The organism is Sphingomonas tagetis (assembly GCF_024211275.1).
Lineage (GTDB): Bacteria > Pseudomonadota > Alphaproteobacteria > Sphingomonadales > Sphingomonadaceae > Sphingomonas > Sphingomonas tagetis.
Genome location: NZ_JAMLDX010000003.1, coordinates 44,749 through 68,135 on the forward strand (window position 1 = coordinate 44,749; position 23,387 = coordinate 68,135).

Genomic DNA, 23,387 nt, shown 5'->3' on the forward strand with positions numbered 1-23,387 from the left:
CCGCTTCACTGTGGCGTCAGGGTAACTTACCTGGCGCGCGCGTTGCACGCTTCGAGCGTCGCCGCGTCGAACGCGGCGCCGCCGACGCTGAACGCCGACAGCGTGCCGATGCGATCGACGGCGCGCTCGCACATCACCTTGTCCTGGCTCGGCGACCGGGGCGCGACGCACACGCCGTCCTTGCACTTCCAGATGGTATTCTGCGTCACGAAGCTGGCTTTTTTGGGCGCTTCGAGCGCGGTCGCTGCATAATAGCCGCTGGACTGGGCGACGGCGGCAGCAGGGGCGAGGGCCACCAGCGACATCGCGGCGGCGGCGAGCGGAGCAAAGCGGATCATCACGAATCTCCCTGGGGACTGCGCAACATTAGGTTGCGAATCGCTACTTATCTCGCTAGCGTTTCAGTTGCAAGTGAAAACCTTTGCTGCGCTGCAAGGCATGAGGCAACCCCATGACTGCTGCGTTGCGACAGGTTTAAGCTGTTTGTCCGCCACGAAATTTAGGATAGGTTCGACGGTCATGGGTCACAACGGACTGCGCGAGCCGCTTCGCCAGCTGGCGAACAATTGCAGCCTCCCCGCCGCACTCGAAGCGATGGGCGAGCGGTGGTCCTTTCTCATCCTGCGCGGATCGTTCAACGGCCTCTATCATTTCGAGGAGTTCCAGTCGGAACTCGGCATCGCGCGCAACATCCTCGCCAACCGCCTCGCGCGGCTGGTCGATCACGGCATCCTCGCGCGCCAGACCTGCGACGACGATCGCCGCAAGGTCGAATACCGCCTCACCGAAAAGGGCTTCGCGCTGCTTCCGACGATGGTGGCATTGCGGCAATGGGGCGAGCGCTGGGAGACTGGCATGCCGGCGACGCCGGTGCTGGTGGATGCCCGCGACCACCGCCGCATCGCGCCAGTCCAGGTGATGAGCCATGACGGTCGCCCGCTGACCAAGCACGACCTGCTCTGGTCGCTGCCCGAGGACGTAGCGGGCGAGACACCGGCGCAAGCCGCGGAGTAATTACACCGCCGCCAGCTCGCTGCGGTTCCGCCCGAGCGCCTTGGCGCGGTACAGCGCCGCGTCGGACTGGCGGAACACCGCCTCGGGCGCCATGCCGGGGCACAGTGCGGCAAGGCCGATGCTAACCGTGATCCGGAAACTGCCCTGCGGCGTGACGATCTCGGTGTCCTCCAGCGTCTGCCGCACGCGTTCGCACGCCGCCAGCGCGGCGTCGGCGGTCAGCCCGGGGAACAGCACCGCGAATTCCTCGCCGCCGAGCCGCCCGATCGCGTCCTCCTGACGCAGCTTGCCGCGCATCACATCGGCGAAGGTCAGCAGCGCGGCGTCGCCCGCGGCATGGCCGAAGCGGTCATTGACCTGCTTGAAATGGTCGAGATCGAGCAGCGCCAGCACACCGGTGACGGACTCCTCGCGCGCGACTTCGGCCAGCCGCTTCTGGAAGGCGCGGCGGTTGAGCACGCCGGTCATCGAATCGGTGGTCGCCTGCCGTTCCAAATCCGCCTCGCGCGCCTTGCGATGGCTGAGGTCGCGCACGATCGTCACGACCGTGGTGACCTCGCCCTGCGCGTCGGTCACCGCGCGCGCGGTCGATTCGAACCAGCGCGGCACGCCCGCGGCGGTGACTGCGCGGAATTCGATGCGGTGCACACGGTCGGGCTCGCCCAGCGTGTGCGCGTGGGCGGCGCGCATGCGCTCGCGGTCGGGTTCGCTGATGAACGCAAAGCTGCTCTGCCCGATCATCTTGGCGGGATCGTAGCCGCCGATCTCGCGAACCGCGGGCGAGGCGAACAGCACGTCACCGCGCCGGTCGAGCACCATCACCGCGTCCGAGGCGTGCTCGGCGATCAGGCGATAGCGCGCCTCGCTCTCCGCGACGGCGGCGGCGAGCCGGTTCTTCTCCGCGATCATCGTGGCGAACGGCATCGCGGTGAGGAACAGCACGGCGAGATAGAATTGGAAGAATTGCAGGTGGAACGCCTCGCCGTCGGCGATCAGCTGGATCGGTCCGTGCCCTGACACGGTGAAGACCGCGCCGATCATCGCGACCGCGAACACGCCAAGCGCGGCGCCGGCGAGGCGGAAGATCATCGTGGCGATGACCAGCGGCAGCAGCGGCAGGAACAGCAGCGGCAGCCCGTCCTGCGCAAAGCACAGCCCGGTGATGCCGAGCAGCAGCGCCGCGACCCACAGCACGCGCAGCGGCTGATGCGGCCGCGCGAAGCGCTCGCGATACGCCGCGCCGCCGATCGCCAGCAGCGCGACCGGCGTACCGATCAGCGTGCCGAGGCCATGCCCGACCAGCCAGTTCGATCCGCTGACCAGCGGCGAGGTGCCCTGGAACGCCCATAGCGCCACGCCCGGCAAGAGGCCGGTGACGAGCGGCGCGGCGATGCCAGCGGCGGCGATGAAGATGGCGAGCGAGCGCAGATCGTCGAACGGCCGCTCCGCCCCGCCGAAACGCCGCAGCAGCAGATAGGCGAGCAGCGCTTCGCCGATATTGGCGAACGCGAACAGCGGCGAGAGCGCGCTGTACGGCGAAACGCTGACCGTCGCGGCGATCGACGCGGCGAAACAGGCGATCACGTGCCAGGGTCGCTCGACCGGCGGCCGAGTCAGCAGCGCGGCGAGCAGCGGCGCGTTGGCGATCCACAGCAATGCGACGTTGTGGCTCAGCCGCGTAAAGGCGATCGCCGCCGCGGCGAACAGGAAATAGGCGATCGCCACACCCAGGACGAGCCCCAGGCCATTTCGATTCAGCGCGGCGGCGTGCATGGAGCATCCCTAACCCGCCAAGGTTAAGGCGCGGTTTCCATTAACTTATGTTCCGGCCGGTCAGGCCGACTTGGCGCCCGTGTTGACGCCCATCGACTGGAGGTAGCGCTTCACGTTGCGCGCTGCCTGGCGCAGCCTTTGCTCGTTCTCGACCATCGCGATCCGCACATAGCCTTCGCCATTTTCGCCATAGCCCACGCCCGGGGCGACCGCGACCTTGGCGTGGCTCAGCAGCTGCTTGGAGAATTCGAGGCTGCCGAGATGCGCCAGCGCCGGCGGCAGCGGCGCCCAGGCGAACATCGAGGCGGGCGGGGCGGGGATGTCCCAGCCCGCGCGGCCGAAGCTCTCGACCAGCACGTCGCGGCGTTTGTGATAGAGCTGGCGGTTCTTCTCGACGATGTCCTGCGGGCCATTGAGTGCGGCGCAGGCTGCGGCCTGCACCGGGGTGAACGCGCCATAGTCGAGATACGACTTCACCCGCGTCATCGCCGCGATCAGCGTCTTGTTGCCGACCGCGAAGCCGATCCGCCAGCCCGCCATCGAATAGGTCTTGGAAAGCGAGGTGAACTCGATCGCGATGTCCTTGGCGCCCTTGACCTGCAGGATCGACACGGTCGGCTTGCCGTCGAAATAGAGCTCGGAATAAGCGAGGTCGGAGATGATCCAGACCTTGTTCTCCTTAGCCCACGCCACCAGCCGCTCGTAAAAGTCGATGCCGACCGTCTCCGCCGTCGGGTTGGACGGATAGTTGACCACCAGCACGCTCGGCCGCGGCACGGTGAACGCCATCGCGCGCTCGAGGCTCTCGAAATAATGGTCGTCGGGCGTGGTCGGCACCGCGCGGATCGTCGCGCCGGCAAGGATGAAGCCGAACGTGTGGATCGGGTAGCTCGGGTTGGGCGCGAGCACGACGTCGCCCGGCGCGGTGATCGCGGTGGCGAGGCTGGCGAGCCCCTCCTTCGACCCCATCGTCACCACGACCTCGGTCTCGGGATCGACATCGACCCCGAAGCGGCGGCCATAATAATTGGCCTGCGCGCGGCGCAGCCCGGGAATGCCCTTGGACTGCGAATAGCCGTGCGCCGAGGGTTTCTGCGCCACTTCGCACAGTTTCTCGATGACGTGCGGCGGCGGCGGCAGGTCGGGATTGCCCATGCCGAGATCGATGATGTCCTCGCCGCCTGCACGTGCCGCTGCCCGCATCGCATTGACTTCGGCGATGACATAGGGCGGCAGGCGCTTCATGCGGTAGAATTCCTCGGACATCGTTTTTCTCGAAAGAGCTCCTCTAGTGGTCGCGCGGGATGCGCGGCGCCGTTATACAGGGGCGTGGCGGGCATGCCAGAGGGAGAGCCGAACGTGGCGGAAAAGAAAAAGACGGCGGCCCCCAAAGCAGCGGCGGGTGGCACGAAACCGCGTAAACCCGCGACGAAACCCCGCGCAGCGGAGCCATCGGCGCATGCCGAAACGGGAACTTCGCAAGCCGAAGCAGGGACTGCGCGCGCTGAAACCGCGACCGCGCAAGCCGCACCCGACGCACCGCCCTCGCTCGGCGAACTCCAGCACTGGACCTGGGTGCTCGGCCGCGCGCAGCAGATGCTGATGGAGCAAGGCTTCGATCTGCTCGCGATGGTTCCGCCCGCGCCGGCGGTCCCGGCGCTGGCGCCGGCGACATTCGATCCCGCCGCGGCGATGCGCGTCGGCACCGATTTCTGGGCCGACACGATGAAGCTGTGGCAGCGCTTCCTCGACCCCGCTCAGGCCGAGCCGTTCGAGGAAACCCCCGAACAGGCGCGCGACAAGCGCTTCAAGGCGCCGCAATGGCGCGAGCAGCCGGTGTTCGACTTCATCCGCCAGAGCTATCTCACGCTCGCCAACCATTTGCTCAAGGGCGTCGATGCGGTCGAGGGACTCGAGCCCAAGCAGGCGGCGCAGCTGCGCTTCGCGACGCAGGGCTTCATCGATGCGATGAGTCCGTCCAACTTCCCCGCGACCAATCCGCTCGTCCTCGAACGCACGATCGAGACCAAGGGCGAGAATCTGCTCAAGGGCCTGCAGCACATGCTCAAGGATCTGGGCAAGGGGCAGATGACGCAGACGCGCGAGGGCGTGTTCGAGGTCGGCACCAACATCGCCACCACCCCCGGCAAGGTGGTCAAGCGCACGCCCTTATATGAGCTGATCCAGTATTCGCCGACCACCGATACGGTATTTGCAACCCCGCTGATCATCTTCCCGCCCTGGATCAACCGCTTTTACATCCTCGACCTTTCCCCCGAGAAGAGCTTCATCCGCTGGGCGGTCGAGCAGGGCCACACCGTGTTCGTCGTCTCGTGGAAGTCCGCCGACGCGACCATGGCCGACGTGGTGTGGGACGATTATGTCGAGCGCGGCCAGATCGACGCGATCGACAGCGTGCGCGACCTGCTCGGCGTCGAGAGCGTCCACACCATCGGCTATTGCGTCGCCGGCACCACGCTCGCCGCCACGCTCGCCGTGCTCGCCGCGCGCGGGCAGGCGGACAAGGTCGCCAGCGCCACCTTCTTCACCGCGCAGGTCGACTTCTCCGAAGCCGGCGACCTCAACGTCTTCGTCGATGACGAGCAGCTCGCGCTGATCCAGTCGCTCACCACCGACGGCTATCTCGATGGCCGCTACATGGCGGCGACCTTCAACCTGCTGCGCGGCCGCGACCTCATCTGGAATTACGTGACGAGCAATTACCTGCTCGGCGAAGACTATATGCCGTTCGATCTGCTGCACTGGAATTCGGACGTCACCAACCTCCCGGCCAAGTGGCATGCGAGCTATCTGTCGGACCTCTATCGCGACAACCGGCTGGTCGATCCCGGCGCGCTGGAAATCGGCGGCACTCCGGTCGATCTCTCGAAGGTCGCGACCCCAGCCTATATCCAGGCCGGCCGCGAGGATCACATCGCCCCGCCGAAAAGCGTGTGGAAGATCACCGAGCACTTCGCCGGCCCGCTGCGCTTCGTGCTGGCCGGCTCGGGCCATATCGCCGGCGTCGTCAATCCGCCGTCATCGGGCAAATATCAGTATTGGACCAACGAATCGCCCGCCGCCTCGCTTGACGATTTTGTTGCAGCTGCGGTGGAGACCAAGGGCAGCTGGTGGCCTGACTGGCAGGCCTGGATCGAAGCGCGTGACGGCGGCCGTGTGAAGGCTGCCGACGCACGGATTCCCAAGGATGATCAAGACCTTGGCGATGCCCCCGGGCGCTACGTCCGCACGCGCTGATGACGGTTTTGTTGCACTGCACAAAAAAGACTTGAAACGGCCGGTCCGGCCGCGTATATGCTGCATCGCAACAATATCCGTTAGGACGAAGCGATGGCCAGCAAGACTCCCGGACGCGGTGTGAAGAAGCCGGCGGGTAAGGTTGCGGCACCCAAGCCCAAGGTGGCGGTGCCGTTTGCCGAGAAGAAGCCCGAACCCGTTGCCGCGCCGGTGGTGCCGCCGGTGGTCGAGGCCGTGACCGAAGCACCGGTGGTCGAAACCGCGCCTTTGGTCGAAGCGGTCGTCGAGGCGGCGCCCGTTATCGAAACGGTGGCCGAAGCCGCGGCGGAAACCGTCGCGGAAGTGGCCGAGGAAGCAGTTCAAACCGCCGATGTAGTGGCGGACAGCGTAGCCGAGACGGTCGAGCAGGTCGCTCCCCCCGTCACCGAGATCATCGAACAGACCGCCCCGCAGGCGGCGGAACCCGTAACGCAAGGAAAAGACATCATGGAAACCACGATCGAAAAGACCCAGGCCCTGTTCGCCGAGTTCAACGAAAAGGCGAAGGCGCAGGCCGAGAAGAGCACCAAGCTCGTCGCCGAGGCGACCGAGTTCGCCAAGGGCAATGTCGAGGCGCTGGTCGAGAGCGGTAAGATCGCGGCCAAGGGCTTCGAGACGCTGGGCCAGGACGCTGCCGATTATGGCCGCAAGTCGTTCGAGAGCGCGACCGCCGCGCTGAAGAGCCTGTCGGCGGTCAAGTCGCCGGCCGACTTCTTCAAGCTGCAGAGCGACTATGTCCGCTCGTCGTTCGACTCGGCCGTCGCCGAGACCTCGAAGAACACCGAAGCCTTCCTCAAGCTCGCCGGCGACGCCGCGCAGCCGATCTCGAGCCGCTTTGCGGTCGCGGTCGAGAAGGTGAAGACCGCGGCCTGATTTCAGGCCCGGTTATCCGGAACAGGGAGGGGCGGTTGCCATGCGGCAGCCGCCCCTTTTTGTTACCCGCCGTCAGCGAACGACCTCGCCGTCTTCCTTTGTGAAGCGTTCGGGCTGTCGTTCCAGCAGCTCGAGCACGCGCTCGGACGGACGGCACAACGCCGCGCCGACCGGCGTGACCACGATCGGGCGGTTCACCAGGATCGGATGCGCCACCATCGCATCGAGGATCGCGGCGTGCGACACGCCCTCATCGAGCAGCCCCAGTTCGCTGGCCGGCGTGCCTTTCTCGCGCAGCAGGTCGCGCGGCGTCACGTTCATCGCTGCGAACAGCGCCTGAAGTTGCGGCCGCGTCCAGCCCGCCGCGCGATAATCGATCACCTCGGGCCGATAACCCGCCGCCTCGATCATCGCGAGCGCGTTGCGCGACGTGCCGCATTCGGAGTTGTGATAGAGGGTGATTAGAAAATCGCGGGTCATCGCGCCGCCTCCGCCTTGAACAGCCAGGAAAAGAAGCCGACCGCCGCGATTGCGCCAGCCAGTTGCGCGGCGACGAACAGCGGCACCGATACCAGGGCGATGCCGGCGAAACTGTCGGTCAGGCTGCGCGCCAGCGTCACCGCCGGGTTGGCGAACGAGGTCGACGCGGTGAACCAATAGGCGGCAGTGATATAGAGTCCGACCGCGACCGGCGTGAAGCCGGGCAGCGACCGCCCGGTGCCGAGGATCGTCGCGATCAGCCCGAAGGTGGCGACGAATTCCGAAAAACCCTGCGCCGGGCCGCCGCGCAGCGTATCCGACAGTTGCAGCACCGGCTCGCCGAACATCGCATGCGCGATCCACACGCCCGCCACCGCGCCGGCCAACTGCGCGGCGATGTACGCTATCGCACCCGCTAGCGGCAGTTCGCGGCGGATCGCCGCCATCATCGTCACCGCCGGGTTGAAATGCGCGCCCGATACCGGGCCGAAGATGTGGATCAGTACGACCAGCCCGGCGCCGGTCGCGATGCTGTTGGCGAGCAGCGCGATGGCGACATTCCCTCCGGCCAGCCGTTCGCCCATGATGCCTGAACCGACCACGACCGCGAGCAGCAGCGCGGTGCCCACAGTTTCGGCGGCAAAGCGGCGCGCCTGGGTCATGCCGGCTCGCCACAGTCTTGCGCCGCAGCCACGAACGGCGCGCAGATCTCGGGCCGCCCGCCGCAACAGTCGGCGGCGAGAAACCCCATCAGCTTGCGCATCCCGTCGAAATCGGCGGCATAGATGATCGACCGGCCGGCGCGGCGCGCCTGGATCAGCCGCGCGCGGTGCAGCAGCGCGAGGTGAGTCGACAGCGTGCTGGCCGGCACGCCGGTCTCGCGGGCGATCGCACCCGCCGCCATCCCGTCCGGCCCGGCGCGGACCAGCAGCCGGAACACCGCCAGCCGGTGGCCATGGGCCAGCGCCGACAACGCCTCGACGGCTTCGGGCAGCAACATCGGTCCAACTCCATCGCGTAATGCTATATTTCGATTATCCTCGAATTATCGAATCGGCAAGCGGTTGCTCGAATCTGCGCCATTGACCGCGAAATTCACGGTTACCGCCCTTGCCCTCGACTCCCCCCTGCCATATTTTTGGCTTCCTCATGACCGCGCCGCTTCACAACATCACCATGTCCGACGATCGCGACGACGACACCGGCACCACCACCGGCGTCGCCACGCGCACGCGCGCCAAGACCAAGAAGCCGACGCCGTACCGCGTGCTGATGCTCAACGACGATTACACGCCGATGGAATTCGTCGTGCTCGTTCTCCAGCGTTTCTTCCGCATGGACATGGAGGAGGCGACGCGGGTGATGCTCCACGTCCATCAGCGCGGCGTCGGGGTGTGCGGCGTGTTCAGCTATGAAGTCGCCGAGACCAAGGTCGCGCAAGTGATCGACTTCGCACGCGAGAATCAGCACCCGCTGCAATGCACGCTGGAAAAGGCGTGACGCACCGCGCTCAGGTGCGCACCATCGCCTAAATTCATTCCTCCCCGTCCGAGGGAGGAACGAATGCTACCGGCAGATGCGCGCCGCGGCCCTCCCCGATCGCACTGCCCTCGCGCTCACCCTTCCGCCGTCCGCTCCTCGATCTGCGTGCGCCGGTGGCAGCGATGGCAAAAGGCATAGTCGAAAAGCTCCGACAGCCGCCAGCTCTGCGACGCGACATCCCAGGCCGACCACGCCTCGCGTGTGATGCCCGGCGATGCGCAGCTCGCGCAGACGAAGATGACCTGCCCCTGTTCCCCCATGCGCGCTGCATAGCGCGGTTCGTCACCGTTTCGGGTAAAAACACATCCGAAACGGAGTAATTCCACCGGGGTTAATTCCGGCGCGAAGCTGCGCCTTCCGCTCCGCGCATTTTGGCGGCAATTACATCCGAATTGGATTTAATTGCCGCTCGCTCCATAATGGCGGCAAGCCCCCCCGATCTCGCCCCGTCCCTCGGGGATCGGGCGGCGAAGGCCCGCTACCGTTCGCGGCGATGAAGGCATGACGATGAACCATCCGATCGACCTGCGGCCCGTTCGTGCGCGGCGTTCACGCCGGTTCGGCCGTCACGACCTGGCGGCGCTGGCGGTCGGGCTCGTCGCCGGAGCGGCCGGCGGCCTCGCCTGGACGCTGGCGCCGCAGCCGCCGGCGCCACCCGCCGTCGCGCGGCTGGCCGCGGTCCCGGCGGTCTCCACTGTGGCTGCCGGACCTGCCCCGCGAGTCCGCGCCAGCTTCGGCTTTTGCCATGTCGGGGGCGGCGCCAATTGCGTCGTCGATGGCGACACCTTCTGGATGAGCGGCGAGAAAATCCGCATCGCCGATATCGACACGCCCGAGACGCATCCCGCGCGCTGCCCGCGCGAGGCCGAACTCGGCGCCGCAGCGACCCGGCGGTTGCATGCGTTGCTCAACGGCGGCGCGGTCACGCTCGAATCGGCGGGCCGCGATGCCGACCGCTATGGCCGCAAGCTGCGCCTCGTTGCGGTCGATGGCCGCGGCGTCGGCGGCACGCTGATCGCCGAGGGACTCGCCCGGCCCTATGAAGGCGGACGCCGGGCGGGATGGTGTGAACTGTGATCTGCAAGGGAAAAGAGCGGGAGCAGCGGCCGCGAAAAGCTGTCCGCGCGGCGCTGCTCCCGCCCCCCGGGCCACATGGACCCGGATAGGTTGAGCAAGGGTTACGACGGCTCGGCGTCCTCGATGATCACCCGGCCACGCAGCTTCGCCGGAAGGACGATGCCCTTCTCGGCCATTTCCTTGCGGAAGTCCTTTTCGGCATCGGCCAGCTCGGCCTCATATTCGGCATAGGCGTCGACTCGGTCGGCTTCGTCCTTGGCGTCGGCCAGATCCTTGCGCAGCTCGCGCTTGGCCTCGCTGACATCGGTCTTGTAGTCGAGCCAGTGCGAGTTGCTGTCGTCGAACACCGGATCGCCGCGGTCGCGGGCGAGCGCCGGAGTGGCGAGCACGGCGAAAGCGGCCCCGAGCGCCAGGGTCTTTGCGGCTAGAATCGTCTTCATGGTTTTTCTCCTCATTGCCATGAACCTGGCGGCTCAAACGGACGGGACGCTGAGGCGGTTGCCGCGTCGCCGGGGCCGATTCGCGCGTCCGCCTGCGATGGCGCGCGGCGAAGCGTGGCGGCGACCGGGCAAAGCGAACGCTCGCGATCGGGGCAGCGGCGCCGCGTCCAAACCGGCCTTCAGATTTCTGTGGATGAATCCGGGGATAGAAATTTTTGCAGTTCCGCGTTCGTTCTCTTGCCTTCTGAAAAGGCGAGGAAGGTCCGCGCGTCGCGGCCTTGTCCGGCTGACTGACGTGCCATGAGCCGAGTCAAATCAGCGACGAACCGAGTCTTCAAACTTTCATTTACTGTCTTGCGCCGTCGTCCGTTCTGACACAATCTCTAGTGGTCACACAGGGGGACAAACCCAAGCACTGGTGGAATGCCAGCCGCGATCCCATATCGCGGCGTGAGCCCGCTGCTGCCTGGAGGGGGTGAATGGACATCTTTTGTTCTCACGCCAGCATGCGTGCGGTGCTATGATCGCGCTGCGCCCCCGAGTCGTGATCAGGACGTGCCCGGGATCGGGCAGAGGGGGCGACGATGGACTTCAGAGAACAGCAGGAACCAAGCGTGAGTGAAACCGAAACTGCCGTGATCGCCGAAACCACGCCCGCGCCGGAGCCGGCGGCGGCGAAGAAGAAGGTGAAGCTCGACACCAAGACGGTCGCGCCGCGCATCTTCCCGGTCGAGGTCGATCATTCGCGCGACGCGCTGCTCACCGAATTCGGCAAGGATACGCTCAAGGACCGCTATCTGCTGCCGGGCGAGACCTTCCAGGATCTGTTCGTCCGCGTCGCCTCGGCCTATGCCGACGATGCCGCGCACGCCCAGCGCATCTACGACTATATCTCGCGGCTGTGGTTCATGCCGGCGACGCCCGTGCTCTCGAACGGCGGCACCGGCCGGGGTCTGCCGATCTCGTGCTTCCTCAACTCGGTGCCCGACAGCTTGAACGGCATCGTCGACACCTGGAACGAGAATGTCTGGCTCGCCTCGCGCGGCGGCGGCATCGGCACCTATTGGGGCAATGTCCGCGGCATCGGCGAGCCGGTCGGCCTCAACGGCAAGACCTCGGGTATCATCCCGTTCGTGCGCGTCATGGATTCGCTCACGCTCGCCATCTCGCAGGGCTCGCTGCGCCGCGGCTCGGCCGCCTGCTATCTCGACATCTCGCATCCGGAGATCGAGGAGTTCCTCGAAATCCGCAAGCCCTCGGGCGACTTCAACCGCAAGGCGCTGAACCTCCACCACGGCGTGCTGATTCCCGACGCCTTCATGGAGGCGGTGCGCAACGGCGAGGAATGGACGCTGCGCAGCCCCAAGGACCAGTCGGAGCGCGGCAAGGTCAATGCCCGCGCGCTGTTCCAGAAGCTGGTCGAGACCCGCCTTGCGACCGGCGAGCCGTACATCGTGTTCGCCGATCACGTGAACAACAACATGCCCAAGCATCACCGCGATCTGGGCCTCAAGGTCTCGACCTCGAACCTGTGCAGCGAGATCACGCTGCCCACGGGCAAGGACCATCTCGGCAACGAGCGCACCGCGGTCTGCTGCCTCTCCTCGCTCAACCTCGAAACCTGGGACGAGTGGAAGGGCGAGAAGGGCTTTATCGAGGACGTCATGCGCTTCCTCGACAACGTCCTTCAGGACTATATCGATCGCGCCGAGCCGGGCATGGAGAAGGCCGCCTATTCCGCCGCGCGCGAGCGCAGCGTCGGCCTCGGCGTCATGGGCTTCCACTCCTTCCTGCAGGCGCGCGGGCTGCCGTTCGAAGGCGCGATGGCCAAGACGCACAATCTGCGCATCTTCAAGCACATCAAGGCGCAGGTCGACGAAGCCTCGATGCAGCTCGCGATCGAGCGCGGGCCGTGCCCCGACGCCGCCGACATGGGGGTGATGGAGCGCTTCAGCTGCAAGATGGCGATCGCGCCGACCGCGTCGATCAGCATCATCTGCGGCGGCACCTCGGCGTGCATCGAGCCGATCCCGGCCAACATCTACACGCACAAGACGCTCTCGGGCAGCTTCTCGGTCAAGAACCCGTATCTCGAGAAGATCTTCATCGAGAAGTCGAAGAACGCCGACACGGTGTGGAACTCGATCCTCGAGCGCGGCGGCAGCGTCCAGCATCTCGACTTCCTCTCGGCCGAGGAAAAGGACTGCTACAAGACCAGCTTCGAGATCGACCAGCGCTGGCTGCTCGAGCTTGCCGGCGACCGCGCGCCCTATATCGACCAGGCACAGTCGCTGAACCTGTTCATCCCGGCCGATGTCGAGAAGTGGGACCTGCTGATGCTCCACTTCCGCGCGTGGGAACTCGGCATCAAGTCGCTCTATTATCTCCGCTCCAAGTCGGTGCAGCGCGCCGGCTTTGCGGGCGGCGTGGAAGCCGACAACACGATCGACGCGCCGCAGTTCAACCTCGGTGAGAGCACCGATTATGACGAATGCCTCGCCTGCCAGTGAGGTGATGCCTTCTCCCGGGCGGGAGCGGGCCGAAGGAGACCGTCGCATGACCTATCTCAGGCTCCTCCCGCTCGGCGCGTTCGTCGCGCTCGCCGCCTGTGCGCAGCAGGTGTCGACCGCGGTCGCCCCGACCGCGCCGGGCTTCCTCTATGGCCTGTGGCACGGCTTCATCTTCCCGGTCGCCTGGGTGTTCTCGATCTTCATGCCTGATGTCGCGGTCTATGCCGTGCCCAACAATGGCGGCTGGTATGATTTCGGCTTCTTCCTCGGCATCGTCGTGTTCGGCGGCGGTGCCTGGCGCGGCAAGAAGGTCGTGGTGCGCGAGAAAGTGGTGAAGGTCCGCGAATGACGAGAGCGCTCGCCATCCAGGCCACAATCGGCGTCGCCAGCGGCATCGCCGGCGCCACCCTGCTGCGCCGCCGCCCGGCGCGGCCCGAAACCGCTTACCCGTTGCGCATCGCCGGCATGATGCTGGTCGCGCTCGGCCTGTTCCTCACCGGCTTCGCGCTGGTGTTCACCGTTTCCAACTGATCTACGCCCAAGGACGACACCCATGCCACTTCTCGAAGCCCGCAAGACCTACAAGCCCTTCGAATATCCCTGGGCCTATGAGTTCTGGAAGCGCCAGCAGCAGGTCCACTGGCTGCCCGAAGAGGTGCCGCTGGGCGAGGATTGCCGCGACTGGGCGCAGAAGCTCACCGATCACGAGCGCAACCTGCTCACGCAGATCTTCCGCTTCTTCACCCAGGCCGATGTGGAAGTGCAGGATTGCTACCACGAAAAATATGGCCGCGTGTTCAAGCCGACCGAGATCAAGATGATGCTCGCCGCCTTCTCCAACATGGAGACGGTGCACATCGCCGCCTACAGCCACCTGCTCGACACGATCGGCATGCCCGAGAGCGAGTACGGCATGTTCCTCGAATATAGCGAGATGAAGGACAAGCACGACTATCTTCAGAAGTTCACCGTCGACACCGACGAGGATATCGCGCGCACGCTCGCCATGTTCGGCGGCTTTACCGAGGGGCTTCAGCTCTTCGCCAGCTTCGCGATGCTGATGAACTTCCCGCGCTTCAACAAGATGAAGGGCATGGGCCAGATCGTCAGCTGGTCGGTCCGCGATGAATCGCTCCACTGCGAGGGCATCACCCGCCTGTTCCACGCCTTCGTCAAGGAGCGCGACTGCCTGACCAAGGCGGTCAAGGACGACATCATGGACGTCTGCCAGACCACGGTCCGGCTCGAGGACGCGTTCATCGACCTCGCCTTCGAACAAGGCCCGGTCCCCGGCATGACGCCCAAGGAGATCAAGAAGTATATCCGTTTCATCGCCGACTGGCGTTTGAACCAGCTTGGTTTGAAGCCGATCTACATGATCGACGAACACCCGCTCCCCTGGCTAACCCCGCTGCTCAACGGTGTCGAGCACGCCAACTTCTTCGAAACCCGCGCGACGGAGTATTCGAAGGGCGCGACCAAGGGCAACTGGAACGAGGTGTGGGATTCGTTCGACAAGCGGCAGAAGGCGAAGGCCGGGCCGGCGGCGAATGAGGATGCGGCCGAGGGCGGACTGTTCGATGGGACGGTGGCGGCGGAATGAACGGCGCAACAGCGATAGCTACTATCGTTGCCACGTTAGTTGGTCCGATTGTCGCTGTCGCTATAACCCTTTGGTATCAATCCCGGGATCAATCCTATCAGCGCCGATTGTCGGTTTTTCGATCGTTGATGCAGTGGCGCGCTAACTGGTTGAATCCAGAATGGGTCGGTGCCCTCAATATGATACCGGTAGAGTTTTCGGGACGCCCGGAGATACTGTCGGCTCTGACTATGTTGTTGGACAAGCTCGGCGACAGGGGATTCGCAGAAGGTGGTGACCAGCTTACAGCTGCCTACGCTCGCGCCGAAACAGCCTTCATAGAATTGGTGCAAAAGTTAGCGCGTGACTTAAAGATTGACCTCAACGGATTTGATCCTCGCGGTCGTGTGTATGCCCCAACAGGCTGGGCGAATGAACAAGCAGCTATTCAATCACTTCGAGCAGAAACCAGTGCAATTTTTCGTGGCGAGCGGTCGCTGAAAATTGAGGTGACAAAGGGGCGCCTTTGATTGCGTAGGTAGTGAAGTATCGTCACCCCGGCCTTGTGCCGGGGTCCACGGCGCTGCGCGTCACCACCGCCAGCGGCTCCAGCCCCAACCCAACCGCAAGGTCGTTCCACATCGGGTTCTCGCGCTCGATCAGGTTGCGCTTCCATTCCCGGCGATAGCGTTTCAGCTGCTTCTCGCGCGCAATCGCGGACTCCATCGTCCCGCCGGCCTCGTAATAGACCAGACGGTGAATGCCCCACTTCTTGGTGTGGCCGTCGAACGCGCCTTCGCGATGCTGGATGATGCGGCCGATCAGGTTCGACGTCACGCCGACATAGATCGCGCCGTTGTAGCGGTTGGCAAGGATGTAGACGCAGGGTGTCCGCTCGATCATCGGCGACGGAAAATGCCGCCCGGTGGACCCCGGCACAAGGCCGGGGTGACGGGATTGGGGCCGAAGTGGTTGCGTTAAATCGATAGGGCATGATGCGTGGCCCGGTGGATCCCGGCACGAGGGCCGGGATGACGATGGGGAGTGGGGTGAGCGCGGCCCTTCCTCCTTCGTCACCCCGGCCTTGTGCCGGCGTCCACCCTTGCAACAGGCAATGCCGCCTGCGGCTCCGGCCCCACACCTACAAACCCATTTTCCTACACGAACCATTTAGGTTAAATACGCTGGCTCCATTCCGCAAGGAGCCACGCCATGAAACACGCCCAACCCACCACCGACCCGCTCGCCACCTACACCCCAGCCACCCTCCGCGCCCGCCACGACGGCTGGACCGCCGAGCGCCAGCGCACCTTCCTCTCGGCCCTCGCCGAAACCGGCTGCATCTCCGAAGCCGCACACGCCGCGCAGATCGCCCCGCGTTCGGCCTATCGTCTGCGCAACCACCCGCAGGGCCGCGCCTTTGCGACGGCGTGGGACAAGGCGCTCCAGCTCGCCGCCGCGCGGCTGATGACCACCGCTTACGAGCGCGCGATCAAGGGCAGCGTGCGCGAGATGTGGAAGGATGGCGAGCTGGTTGGCGAAATCCGCCAGCCCTCCGACAAATTGCTGATCTACCTGCTCGGCCGCATCGCCGCGGTCGATATGAACGGGGCGGGCGACCGCTGGAGCGGCATCATGCGCTGGAGCGCCTCGGCCAGCGCCGCGCTCGACGCCAGCCTCGCCGCGCTCAGCGACAGCGAGGTGCCGATCGACCGGCTCAGCCCGTACACCTATGACGCGATCCCACTCGGTCAGGGGCGCGAAACCCTCGCCGCGCCCTTCCTCGCCACCGCGAGCGACGACCGCCCCCGTGACTCGCGATAGAGGTCGGGACCTTTGTGACTTTTCAGCTCGATTTGCCGGTTCGGCGCAGCCGAACCGGGGCGGCTCCAGCCCGCTCCCCCACCCGGCCACCCATAGGCTACTGGCGTGGCGGCCGCGCAGGCGAGCGCGCTGGAGCCGCACGCCCAGCTCACTCCCGCCGCAGCCACCCCATGCGTCGCGCCTTTTCGTCCAGCTCCAGCAGCTCCTCGCGCACATGCACCGCGCGCATCGACAGGCGAATCTCGAACATGAACGCGATCAGTCCCGCGGTGAGCAACAGCATCGAGACGATGAACGCGCCCGCAACCCAGCCGCCAATGTCGAGATGGACCAGCTCGGCGACGAACATCAGCGCCACCACCAGACAGATCGCCACCGCGCTGCTCACGCACAGCGCGATCGAGGTGTTGATCACCGACAGCCGCCGGTCGATCAGCCGCAGCTCCCACACATGCCGGTCATGTTCCTTGCCGGTCGAGAGCGGGTGCAATTTCTCGATCTGCCGCGCGCGATCGACCACCCGCGCCATCCGCCCGACCAGCACGTTGAGGATGCCGGCGAGGCCCGCGAGCAGGAACACCGGCGCGATCGAAACCTGGATCGTCGCCGCGACGGTCTGGAGCATGGGTGCCATGACCCAAGCTTATGCCAGCGATGGCCACGCCGCCAAGGCCGATTGTTGCGGTCCCGTCCACAGCCACCGCTTGGTAACGGTTCGGCGATAAGGGGGTGGTATGACGAAGCCGATGCCGCTCGCCGAATTCACCCGGCTCCCGCCGTTGCTCGCCGCCAATCTCGGCGATGGCCTTGCGAGCGCGCTCGACACCGTCGCCGGCAACGCCGCGCCGACGCACCGTTTCCTGCGCTATGGCTGGTTCGCCGCCGCGCTCGCGGCCTATGGCGGCCCCTCCTCCCCCAATAAGGCGCGCACGCTCACCGTGCTGCGGGAGGGCGCACCGGTGCTGGCCTTGCCCTTCATCCCGACCGGCCCGGCCGCGCTGCGCCTCGCCGCCGTGCCCGGCTGCTACTGGCCATTCCGCAGCTTCCCGGCCGCGCAGGACGCCGGCACCGAAGCGTTCGAGGTCGCGCTCGACCGGCTCGGCAAGGAAATCAACGCGCTCCGCCTCGGCCCGGTCTATGACAACGACCCCGCGCTCGCCGGACTTCGCGCCGCCGCCGCGTCGCGCGGCTGGATCGCGCTCGATCGGTTCGTGGCGGAGAGCTTCCTGCTCGACATGGCGGCGCTGCGCAACGAAGGCACCTGGCCGCGCAACTCGACGCTGCGCAAGAACCGCTTCCACGAAAAGCATCTCGGGGAACATGGCGCGCTCGACTGGTCGTTCGTATCGGGCGAGGGCTGGAGCGAACAGGCCTTCGACGATCTCGCCGCGGTCGAACAAAAAAGCTGGATCGCCGACCGCACCGACGGCAGCGACGCCAAGTTCACGCGCGAGGGCCACGGCCGCTTCTGGCGCGCCGCCGCGGCGGACCCGGTGGTGGCGCGGATGATGTGGGCCGCAGTGCTGCGCATCGACGGCGAGCCCACCGCTTTCTCGTTCGACATGAATGCGGGCGCGCTCAAATACGCCATCGCCAACAGCTATGACCCGCGTGTCGGGAAGCACTCGCCGGGGAAATTACTCTATTACCGCAACCTCGTGCGCGCGCTCGACGACGGCATGACGACGGTCGACTGGGGCGCGGGCGACAGCGGTTACAAGCGCGTGATCGGCGCGGCGGCGGGTCCGGCGATCCGCGACTGGCTGTTCGTCCGCCCCGGCCTGACCGGCATCGCGGCGCGGCTCGCCCGCCCGCTTTGGCGGCGAAGCGGCAACCGTTCGAGCCAGTCCGTGGCCGGCGATCTTGCGATGGTGGACGGCGACCGATAGCGTTCGAAAAGGGTCGGGGGGCCGGCCTGTTTTGAAACATGGCTGCGTGGCGAGGGGCCGGGGGGTTCCGAAACATGCCGCCGGGGCTGGAGCTCCCGGGTTTGAACAAGGCGATTTGGGCGGCGGTGCTCGCGCTGATTGGCGTGGCGCTGGCCGGGGTTGGGGCTGAAGCCGAGGAGCGCCGTCCGGTGGTGGCGGTGATCGATTCGGGCGTCGCGCGCACCGCCGAACTGGGCGCGCGCGTCATCGCCGAATATGACATGGCCGCGAGTCCCGCGCGTCCCGCCTTTCAGCCCAGGCACGACCACGGCACGATGGTCGCGACGATCCTCGCCCGTGCCGCGACCGCGCCGGTCGACATCGTCTCGCTGCGCATCGACGATCCCGCCGGCTGCCCGGCCGGCGCGCAGCCGCCCTGCGCCCGCAGCGTCCGCACCGTCGCCGCCGCGATCCGGCAGGCGACCCGGCTCAAGGTCGATGCGATCAACCTCTCGCTCGCCATGGCCGACCACCCGGCGATCACCGACGCGGTGCGCGACGCCGCGAAGCATGGCATCACCGTGGTGATGGCCGCGGGCAATGACGGCGCCGACCACCCGAATAATCTGCGGCTGGCCAAAGCGGCGTTCCCCAAGGGCGTGCTGGTCGGCGCGGTCGATGCTGCGGGCAGCGTGTGGACTGGCACCAACCGCCCCGAAGCCACTGGAACTTCTGGCTATAATTACAGCTGGCAGCTCGGCGTCGCGGTGCCGACGGCGCTGGCGGACGGGCAGGAAGTCGCCGCCACCGGCACCTCCTTCGCCGCGCCGATCGAAACCGCCCGGCGGCTTTCTCTGCGCTGAGGGAACGGTCACGCGCTTTCCTCGTTTGGCTTGCGGGGGGAGCGGTGCCGCCTCCCCCTTGTCGGTCCGCTCCCCTAGGTCTCAGCAGGAGGAGTTCCCCCATGAAAAAGTCTCTCACAGCCGTGCTGCTTGCCGGCTCGCTCTCGCTCGGTGCGTGCGCGACCACCGGTGACAGCGATCTCGCCGCAGTCGGATCGGGCGCCGCAGTCGGTGCCGTCGGCGGCGCCGTGGTCGGCGGAATCGTCGCCGGTGCGCCGATCGAAGGCGCGCTCATCGGCGCAGCGATCGGCGGTATCGCCGGCGCGATCTGGGCCGATCAGGACGGCGACGGCCGCGCCGACGGCTATTACCGCGACGGCCGCTACTATGCCGGCCCGCCCGCCGGCTACGTCGCCGGCGCCCGCCGCTGCCCCAGCGTCGGCGGTTCGGCGCTGAAGGGTGCCGGGATCGGTGCCGCAGCCGGAGTCGGTGTCGGCGCGCTGACCGATGTCGGCATCCTCGAAGGCGCGATTGCCGGCGCGGTGGTCGGCGGCATTGCCGGCGCGATCTGGGCCGACAGCAACAATGACGGCTGCGTCGACGGCTACAGCCGTGACGGCCGCTATTATCAGGGCGTACCGTCCGGCTATCAGGCCGGGTCGCGCGCCGCCGAACGCGGCTGAGCTTTGACGCCCGGCGCGGTTCGCTGCGCCGGGCGTTCGCTTACCGCATGCCGACCTGCCGCGCGCCGTCGCGGCCATAGACATCGGCGCGCATTGCTACCGTCTTGCCGGTCGGGAAGGCGGTGAAATAAGTAATGTAGATTGGCACCGGATCGGCCAGCTCGACCCGCTGTTCCGGCTTGGCCGACGCCGCCTTCAACGGCTTGCCGAACAGCCACCGTCCCAGCCGCGGCGCGTCCTCCAGCCGGATGCAGCCCGCGCTGAAATAGCGCCCGGCATTGCTGAACAGCCCCTTTTCCGGCGTGTCGTGCAGGTAGATGTCGTTGCCATTGGGGAACATGAACTTCATCCGCCCCATGCCATTGCTCAAGCCCGGCCGCTGCCGCACCCGGACGACGCGTGCGCCGCTGGCAACCGCCCGCCAGTCGACCAGGGCCGCATCGGTCGGCGCAGCATCGGGCGACCAGTCGGACAGCACGTCGTAACCGCCTGCCTTCAGGAACACCGGTCCCTTCTCCACGACCTCGGGCGCCAGCCGGCTGCGGGTCAGGTCGGTCGGCACGTTCCAATAGGGGTTGAGTGTCGCATAGCGGATCACGCTGGTCATCATCGGCGTCGGCGTGGCGGGACGCCCGGCAATCACCTTCATGCTGTCGACCACCTTGCCGCCAGCGAACATGTAAAGCCGTCCGCCGGCGGTATCGACCACGACATGACGTCCGTTCCCGGGCAAGCCGCGCGCGCGGTCGAGGTTGAGCCGGAGCAGCCGGGCCTGTTCGGATCCCGCCGGTGCGTCGATCAGGGCGCGACGCAACCCGGCATAGAAGGGATGCATCCAGCCATTGCCATCGACGAACGCAGCGAGCGAGGGCGCCGCGGCCATCTGCTGCAGGATGTCGCGTGCGCTCGGAGGCTCGGGCCGGAAGTCCGGGTCGGTCGCTGCCATCGGCGAGCGCACGCGGCCGTGCAGGTCGCGGACATATTCGACGTAGCTGCGCGAGATCAGCGCCTCGGCCTTCGCGGCATCCTCGGCGTCGCCCTCGCGCGCATCCTCGATCGCATCGCGCAGGCGGCGCGGACGGTAATCGCCGGAATCGAGGCCGTCGAGTTCGGCCTGCTCGAAGATCTCGATCAGCCGCTCCGCCGCGGCAAGGCTGGCGCCGCTGGCGAGCCATACCGGGCGGAAGCCACGCGCGGCGTAGAAGGCGCGCAGCTCGCGGTCCATGCTGGTGTCGGCAATTGCGGCGGCGAGTTCCGGATCGGCGGCCTGCGCCTGTACCTGAACCGGCGCGAGCATCAGCAGCGCCGCGGGCGCCGCTGCCCATAAATTCCATCCCAGTCGCCGACGCGCCATCTCATTCCTTCCACGATCCATCGCTGAAGGAACACGTCACAAGCCTTGTGGTTCAATGCCGCGCGTCAGGTCGCGAACAACTGCCCCATATCGGCAAATGCCTTGAACTCGAGCGCGTTGCCCGCCGGGTCGAGGAAGAACATCGTCGATTGCTCGCCGGGCTCGCCGGGAAAGCGCGTGTACGGCTCGATCACGAACGTGACGCCATGATCCTTGAGCCGCTTGGCAAGCGCGTGCCACTGGCCGGGCTTCAGCACCACACCGAAGTGGGGCACCGGCACCGAATGCCCGTCGACCGGATTGTGACCCGCCGTATCGCGCCTGCCGTCCACGCGATGCGCCACGATCTGGTGGCCATACAGATCGAAGTCGATCCAGTCGGCATCGCTGCGCCCTTCGGGACAGCCGAGTACCGTCCCGTAAAAATGCCGAGCGGCGTCGAGATCGTGGACCGGAAAGGCGATGTGGAACGGGGTGAGTTCGGTCATGGCGCGGTCGTCCTCGCGGGCAAGGCGATCGTCCGCGCGACGCCATCACGCCGCGGATCGGCGCCGCCGTCGAACTTGCCGTCGCGGATGAACACGCCATGCAGCCCCGAATCTTCGCCCGATCCGGCACGCACGGTCACGCCACGCTCGGCCATTCCGGCGAGCAGCGACGGCGCGAACTTGTCCGCCTCGCCGTTGAAGCTCGATCCGCGCGCGATGAGGTTGGGCAGCGCGATGGCGTCGGCGACGGGCATGTTCCAGTCGATGATCCCGATCAGCGCCTTCGACACATAGCCCAGGATCGCGTTGCCGCCGGGCGAGCCGATCGCCCCGGCAAGACTGCGGTCGCGGCGCAGGATCACGGTCGGCACCATCGACGAGCGCGGGCGCTTGCCGGGCGCGATCGCATTCGGCCCCGACGGCACGAACGAGAAATCGGTCATCTGGTTGTTGAGGAAGAAGCCGTCGACCATCCGCCCGGTGCCGAAATAGCTTTCGACCGTGGTGGTCATCGACACCGCATTGCCGTCGCCGTCGATCACGATGAAGTGCGAGGTGCCGGCGGCCTCGGCGGTGGCGTCGATCCGCGCAGTGACCGTGCCCGGCGGGGTGCCGGCGGCGGGGGCGGGGCCTGCGCGGTCGGCGATCAGCGCGGCGCGGCCCGCGACATAGGCCGGGTCGATCAGGCCCTTGACCGGCACGCCCGGCACGTCGCCGACATAGGCGTCGCGGTCGGCGAACATCAGCCGGCTGGCCTCGGCATATTTGACCCAGGCGACGGGATCGGCCGGGCCGCGCGCGGCGATGTCGGTGCGCTCGATCATCGCCATCAGCTGAAGCAGTGCGACGCCCGATGAGGGCGGCGGCGGCGCGCACAGGATATACACGCGATAGCCGTTGCAAACCGCCTCGCGCACCACCGGTTGATAGCCGGCGATGTCCGCCTCGGTCATCGTGCTCGCGAGGTCACCTTCGTGGACGCGCGCGACGATGCGGCGTGCGGTCTCGCCTTGGTACATCGCGTCCGGGCCTTGGCTCGCGAGGCGGCGCAGGAACGCCGCATAGGCCGGGTTGCGCAGCGTTTCGCCCGCCTGGATCTTGCCGCCGCGCTCGTTGCGGAAATAGGCGACCGCATCGGGCGCATTGGGCTGCGGCCCGTTCGAATTGACGAACCGTCCGAGCCGCGCGGTGACGGTGAAGCCCTGCTCGGCGGTACGGATGCTCTCGCCGAACAGATCTCGCCAGGCGAGCTTGCCATGCCTCGCCTGAGCAAGCGCCAGCATCCGCACGACGCCGGGCACCCCGGTCGCGCGGCCCGACAGCACCGCGACCGGGAAGGGGAGCGGCTTGCCGGCGGCATCGAGGAACATGCCAGGCGTCGCGCCAGCCGGCGCGGTCTCGCGGCCGTCATAGACCGTCACTCCCCGGGACTTCGCGTCATAGCGCACCATGAACGCGCCGCCGCCGAGACCCGAACTCTGCGGCTCGACCAAGCTCAGCATCGCTTGGATCGCCACCGCGGCATCAACCGCCGAGCCCCCGCGGCGCAGCACCTCGAGTCCGGCCTCTGCCGCGAGCGGGTGCGCGGCGGCGACGAAGGTCTGCCGCTCGGGTGCGGCGGTGGCGGGCGCGGTAACCGGCGCAGGTGCGGCGGTTTGAGGTGCGGTGCGGGGTGCGCAACCGGCGAGCGCGGCGAATGCCGCAACGGCGAGGCAGAGGGTACGCGGGAACATGCCGACC

General features: G+C 66.8%; 27 protein-coding genes. 14 read left to right on the forward strand and 13 right to left on the reverse strand.

Annotated elements, in window-relative coordinates; genetic code table 11:
* Positions 1-26: 26 nt before the first annotated feature.
* The gene (locus tag M9978_RS04910; protein WP_254291862.1) at positions 27-338 is read right to left on the reverse strand and encodes a CC_3452 family protein; all 312 of its coding nucleotides are present in this window, start codon (positions 336-338) and stop codon (positions 27-29) included.
* A gap of 181 nt (positions 339-519) precedes the next feature.
* On the opposite strand from M9978_RS04910, the gene M9978_RS04915 reads away from it, so the two are divergent.
* Positions 520-1,014, forward strand: coding sequence for a winged helix-turn-helix transcriptional regulator (locus tag M9978_RS04915; protein ID WP_254291863.1), 495 nt, complete (start codon positions 520-522; stop codon positions 1,012-1,014).
* On the opposite strand, the gene M9978_RS04920 is transcribed toward M9978_RS04915, so the two are convergent.
* Together M9978_RS04920 and M9978_RS04925 are read right to left on the reverse strand one after the other, a co-directional pair.
* Positions 1,015-2,787, reverse strand: coding sequence for a sensor domain-containing diguanylate cyclase (locus M9978_RS04920; RefSeq protein ID WP_254291864.1), 1,773 nt, complete (start codon positions 2,785-2,787; stop codon positions 1,015-1,017).
* A gap of 60 nt (positions 2,788-2,847) precedes the next feature.
* Positions 2,848-4,053, reverse strand: a complete 1,206-nt coding sequence (locus M9978_RS04925) for an LL-diaminopimelate aminotransferase (protein WP_254291865.1) — start codon at positions 4,051-4,053, stop codon at positions 2,848-2,850.
* A 309-nt stretch (positions 4,054-4,362) separates the two neighbouring features.
* On the opposite strand from M9978_RS04925, the gene M9978_RS04930 reads away from it, so the two are divergent.
* Positions 4,363-6,045 (forward strand): PHA/PHB synthase family protein, encoded by a 1,683-nt coding sequence (locus tag M9978_RS04930; protein WP_254292163.1) that lies wholly within the window; start codon positions 4,363-4,365, stop codon positions 6,043-6,045.
* A gap of 93 nt (positions 6,046-6,138) precedes the next feature.
* Positions 6,139-6,957, forward strand: coding sequence for a phasin family protein (locus M9978_RS04935; RefSeq protein WP_254291866.1), 819 nt, complete (start codon positions 6,139-6,141; stop codon positions 6,955-6,957).
* Between the two features lie 72 nt (positions 6,958-7,029).
* Here M9978_RS04935 and arsC read toward each other — a convergent pair whose 3' ends face one another.
* From arsC to M9978_RS04950, 3 genes are read right to left on the reverse strand one after another with little or no spacing between them, the layout of a single operon-like run.
* Positions 7,030-7,437, reverse strand: coding sequence for an arsenate reductase (glutaredoxin) (gene arsC, locus M9978_RS04940; RefSeq protein ID WP_254291867.1), 408 nt, complete (start codon positions 7,435-7,437; stop codon positions 7,030-7,032).
* Positions 7,434-8,099, reverse strand: coding sequence for an aquaporin (locus M9978_RS04945; RefSeq protein ID WP_254291868.1), 666 nt, complete (start codon positions 8,097-8,099; stop codon positions 7,434-7,436). Before M9978_RS04945 ends, arsC begins: the two co-directional genes overlap by 4 nt.
* Positions 8,096-8,437 carry an ArsR/SmtB family transcription factor gene (locus M9978_RS04950; protein ID WP_254291869.1) on the reverse strand — a complete coding sequence of 114 codons (342 nt, stop codon included), beginning with the start codon at positions 8,435-8,437 and terminating at the stop codon, positions 8,096-8,098. Before M9978_RS04950 ends, M9978_RS04945 begins: the two co-directional genes overlap by 4 nt.
* Before the next feature lie 176 nt (positions 8,438-8,613).
* On the opposite strand from M9978_RS04950, the gene clpS reads away from it, so the two are divergent.
* Entirely contained in the window at positions 8,614-8,937 is a 324-nt protein-coding gene (clpS, locus tag M9978_RS04955) for an ATP-dependent Clp protease adapter ClpS (RefSeq protein WP_254292164.1), read from the forward strand.
* Positions 8,938-9,053: 116 nt separating this feature from the next.
* On the opposite strand, the gene M9978_RS04960 is transcribed toward clpS, so the two are convergent.
* Positions 9,054-9,239, reverse strand: coding sequence for a hypothetical protein (locus M9978_RS04960; protein WP_254291870.1), 186 nt, complete (start codon positions 9,237-9,239; stop codon positions 9,054-9,056).
* Positions 9,240-9,480: 241 nt separating this feature from the next.
* Between M9978_RS04960 and M9978_RS04965 the strand changes: the two genes are divergently transcribed.
* Positions 9,481-10,056 (forward strand): thermonuclease family protein, encoded by a 576-nt coding sequence (locus tag M9978_RS04965; RefSeq protein ID WP_254291871.1) that lies wholly within the window; start codon positions 9,481-9,483, stop codon positions 10,054-10,056.
* A gap of 101 nt (positions 10,057-10,157) precedes the next feature.
* Here M9978_RS04965 and M9978_RS04970 read toward each other — a convergent pair whose 3' ends face one another.
* A complete protein-coding gene (locus tag M9978_RS04970; RefSeq protein ID WP_254291872.1) occupies positions 10,158-10,496 on the reverse strand; it encodes a hypothetical protein in 339 nt (112 codons plus the stop codon).
* 584 nt (positions 10,497-11,080) lie between these two features.
* Between M9978_RS04970 and M9978_RS04975 the strand changes: the two genes are divergently transcribed.
* The 5 genes from M9978_RS04975 to M9978_RS04995 are packed head-to-tail and all read left to right on the forward strand — an operon-like array spanning position 11,081 to position 15,118.
* On the forward strand, positions 11,081-13,006 hold the full coding sequence (locus M9978_RS04975; RefSeq protein ID WP_254291873.1) for a ribonucleoside-diphosphate reductase subunit alpha: 1,926 nt from the start codon (positions 11,081-11,083) through the stop codon (positions 13,004-13,006).
* A 46-nt stretch (positions 13,007-13,052) separates the two neighbouring features.
* Positions 13,053-13,355: a hypothetical protein gene (locus M9978_RS04980; RefSeq protein WP_254291874.1), complete on the forward strand. Its 303-nt coding sequence runs from the start codon at positions 13,053-13,055 to the stop codon at positions 13,353-13,355.
* The gene (locus tag M9978_RS04985) at positions 13,352-13,537 is read left to right on the forward strand and encodes a hypothetical protein (RefSeq protein ID WP_254291875.1); all 186 of its coding nucleotides are present in this window, start codon (positions 13,352-13,354) and stop codon (positions 13,535-13,537) included. Before M9978_RS04980 ends, M9978_RS04985 begins: the two co-directional genes overlap by 4 nt.
* 22 nt (positions 13,538-13,559) lie before the next feature.
* On the forward strand, positions 13,560-14,609 hold the full coding sequence (locus M9978_RS04990; protein ID WP_254291876.1) for a ribonucleotide-diphosphate reductase subunit beta: 1,050 nt from the start codon (positions 13,560-13,562) through the stop codon (positions 14,607-14,609).
* Positions 14,606-15,118 (forward strand): DUF6680 family protein, encoded by a 513-nt coding sequence (locus M9978_RS04995; RefSeq protein ID WP_254291877.1) that lies wholly within the window; start codon positions 14,606-14,608, stop codon positions 15,116-15,118. The genes M9978_RS04990 and M9978_RS04995 overlap by 4 nt, the downstream gene beginning before the upstream one ends.
* Positions 15,119-15,140: 22 nt before the next feature.
* On the opposite strand, the gene M9978_RS05000 is transcribed toward M9978_RS04995, so the two are convergent.
* A complete protein-coding gene (locus tag M9978_RS05000; RefSeq protein ID WP_254291878.1) occupies positions 15,141-15,491 on the reverse strand; it encodes a GIY-YIG nuclease family protein in 351 nt (116 codons plus the stop codon).
* 309 nt (positions 15,492-15,800) lie between these two features.
* Here M9978_RS05000 and M9978_RS05005 point away from each other — a divergent pair, with 309 nt between their 5' ends.
* Positions 15,801-16,412 (forward strand): hypothetical protein, encoded by a 612-nt coding sequence (locus M9978_RS05005; RefSeq protein WP_254291879.1) that lies wholly within the window; start codon positions 15,801-15,803, stop codon positions 16,410-16,412.
* Between the two features lie 148 nt (positions 16,413-16,560).
* On the opposite strand, the gene M9978_RS05010 is transcribed toward M9978_RS05005, so the two are convergent.
* The gene (locus M9978_RS05010) at positions 16,561-17,046 is read right to left on the reverse strand and encodes a DUF2721 domain-containing protein (RefSeq protein WP_254291880.1); all 486 of its coding nucleotides are present in this window, start codon (positions 17,044-17,046) and stop codon (positions 16,561-16,563) included.
* A gap of 100 nt (positions 17,047-17,146) precedes the next feature.
* On the opposite strand from M9978_RS05010, the gene M9978_RS05015 reads away from it, so the two are divergent.
* From M9978_RS05015 to M9978_RS05025, 3 genes are all read left to right on the forward strand, one after another.
* The gene (locus M9978_RS05015) at positions 17,147-18,301 is read left to right on the forward strand and encodes a GNAT family N-acetyltransferase (protein WP_254291881.1); all 1,155 of its coding nucleotides are present in this window, start codon (positions 17,147-17,149) and stop codon (positions 18,299-18,301) included.
* A gap of 101 nt (positions 18,302-18,402) precedes the next feature.
* A complete protein-coding gene (locus M9978_RS05020; protein ID WP_254291882.1) occupies positions 18,403-19,143 on the forward strand; it encodes a S8/S53 family peptidase in 741 nt (246 codons plus the stop codon).
* A gap of 101 nt (positions 19,144-19,244) precedes the next feature.
* The gene (locus tag M9978_RS05025; protein ID WP_254291883.1) at positions 19,245-19,805 is read left to right on the forward strand and encodes a YMGG-like glycine zipper-containing protein; all 561 of its coding nucleotides are present in this window, start codon (positions 19,245-19,247) and stop codon (positions 19,803-19,805) included.
* Positions 19,806-19,845: 40 nt separating this feature from the next.
* Here the strand turns inward: M9978_RS05025 and M9978_RS05030 are convergent, their stop codons facing one another.
* From M9978_RS05030 to M9978_RS05040, 3 genes are all read right to left on the reverse strand, one after another.
* Entirely contained in the window at positions 19,846-21,159 is a 1,314-nt protein-coding gene (locus tag M9978_RS05030; RefSeq protein WP_254291884.1) for a L,D-transpeptidase scaffold domain-containing protein, read from the reverse strand.
* 65 nt (positions 21,160-21,224) lie between these two features.
* Positions 21,225-21,647, reverse strand: coding sequence for a VOC family protein (locus tag M9978_RS05035; RefSeq protein ID WP_254291885.1), 423 nt, complete (start codon positions 21,645-21,647; stop codon positions 21,225-21,227).
* Positions 21,644-23,380 carry a gamma-glutamyltransferase family protein gene (locus M9978_RS05040; RefSeq protein ID WP_254291886.1) on the reverse strand — a complete coding sequence of 579 codons (1,737 nt, stop codon included), beginning with the start codon at positions 23,378-23,380 and terminating at the stop codon, positions 21,644-21,646. The genes M9978_RS05035 and M9978_RS05040 overlap by 4 nt, the downstream gene beginning before the upstream one ends.
* Positions 23,381-23,387 lie beyond the last annotated feature (7 nt).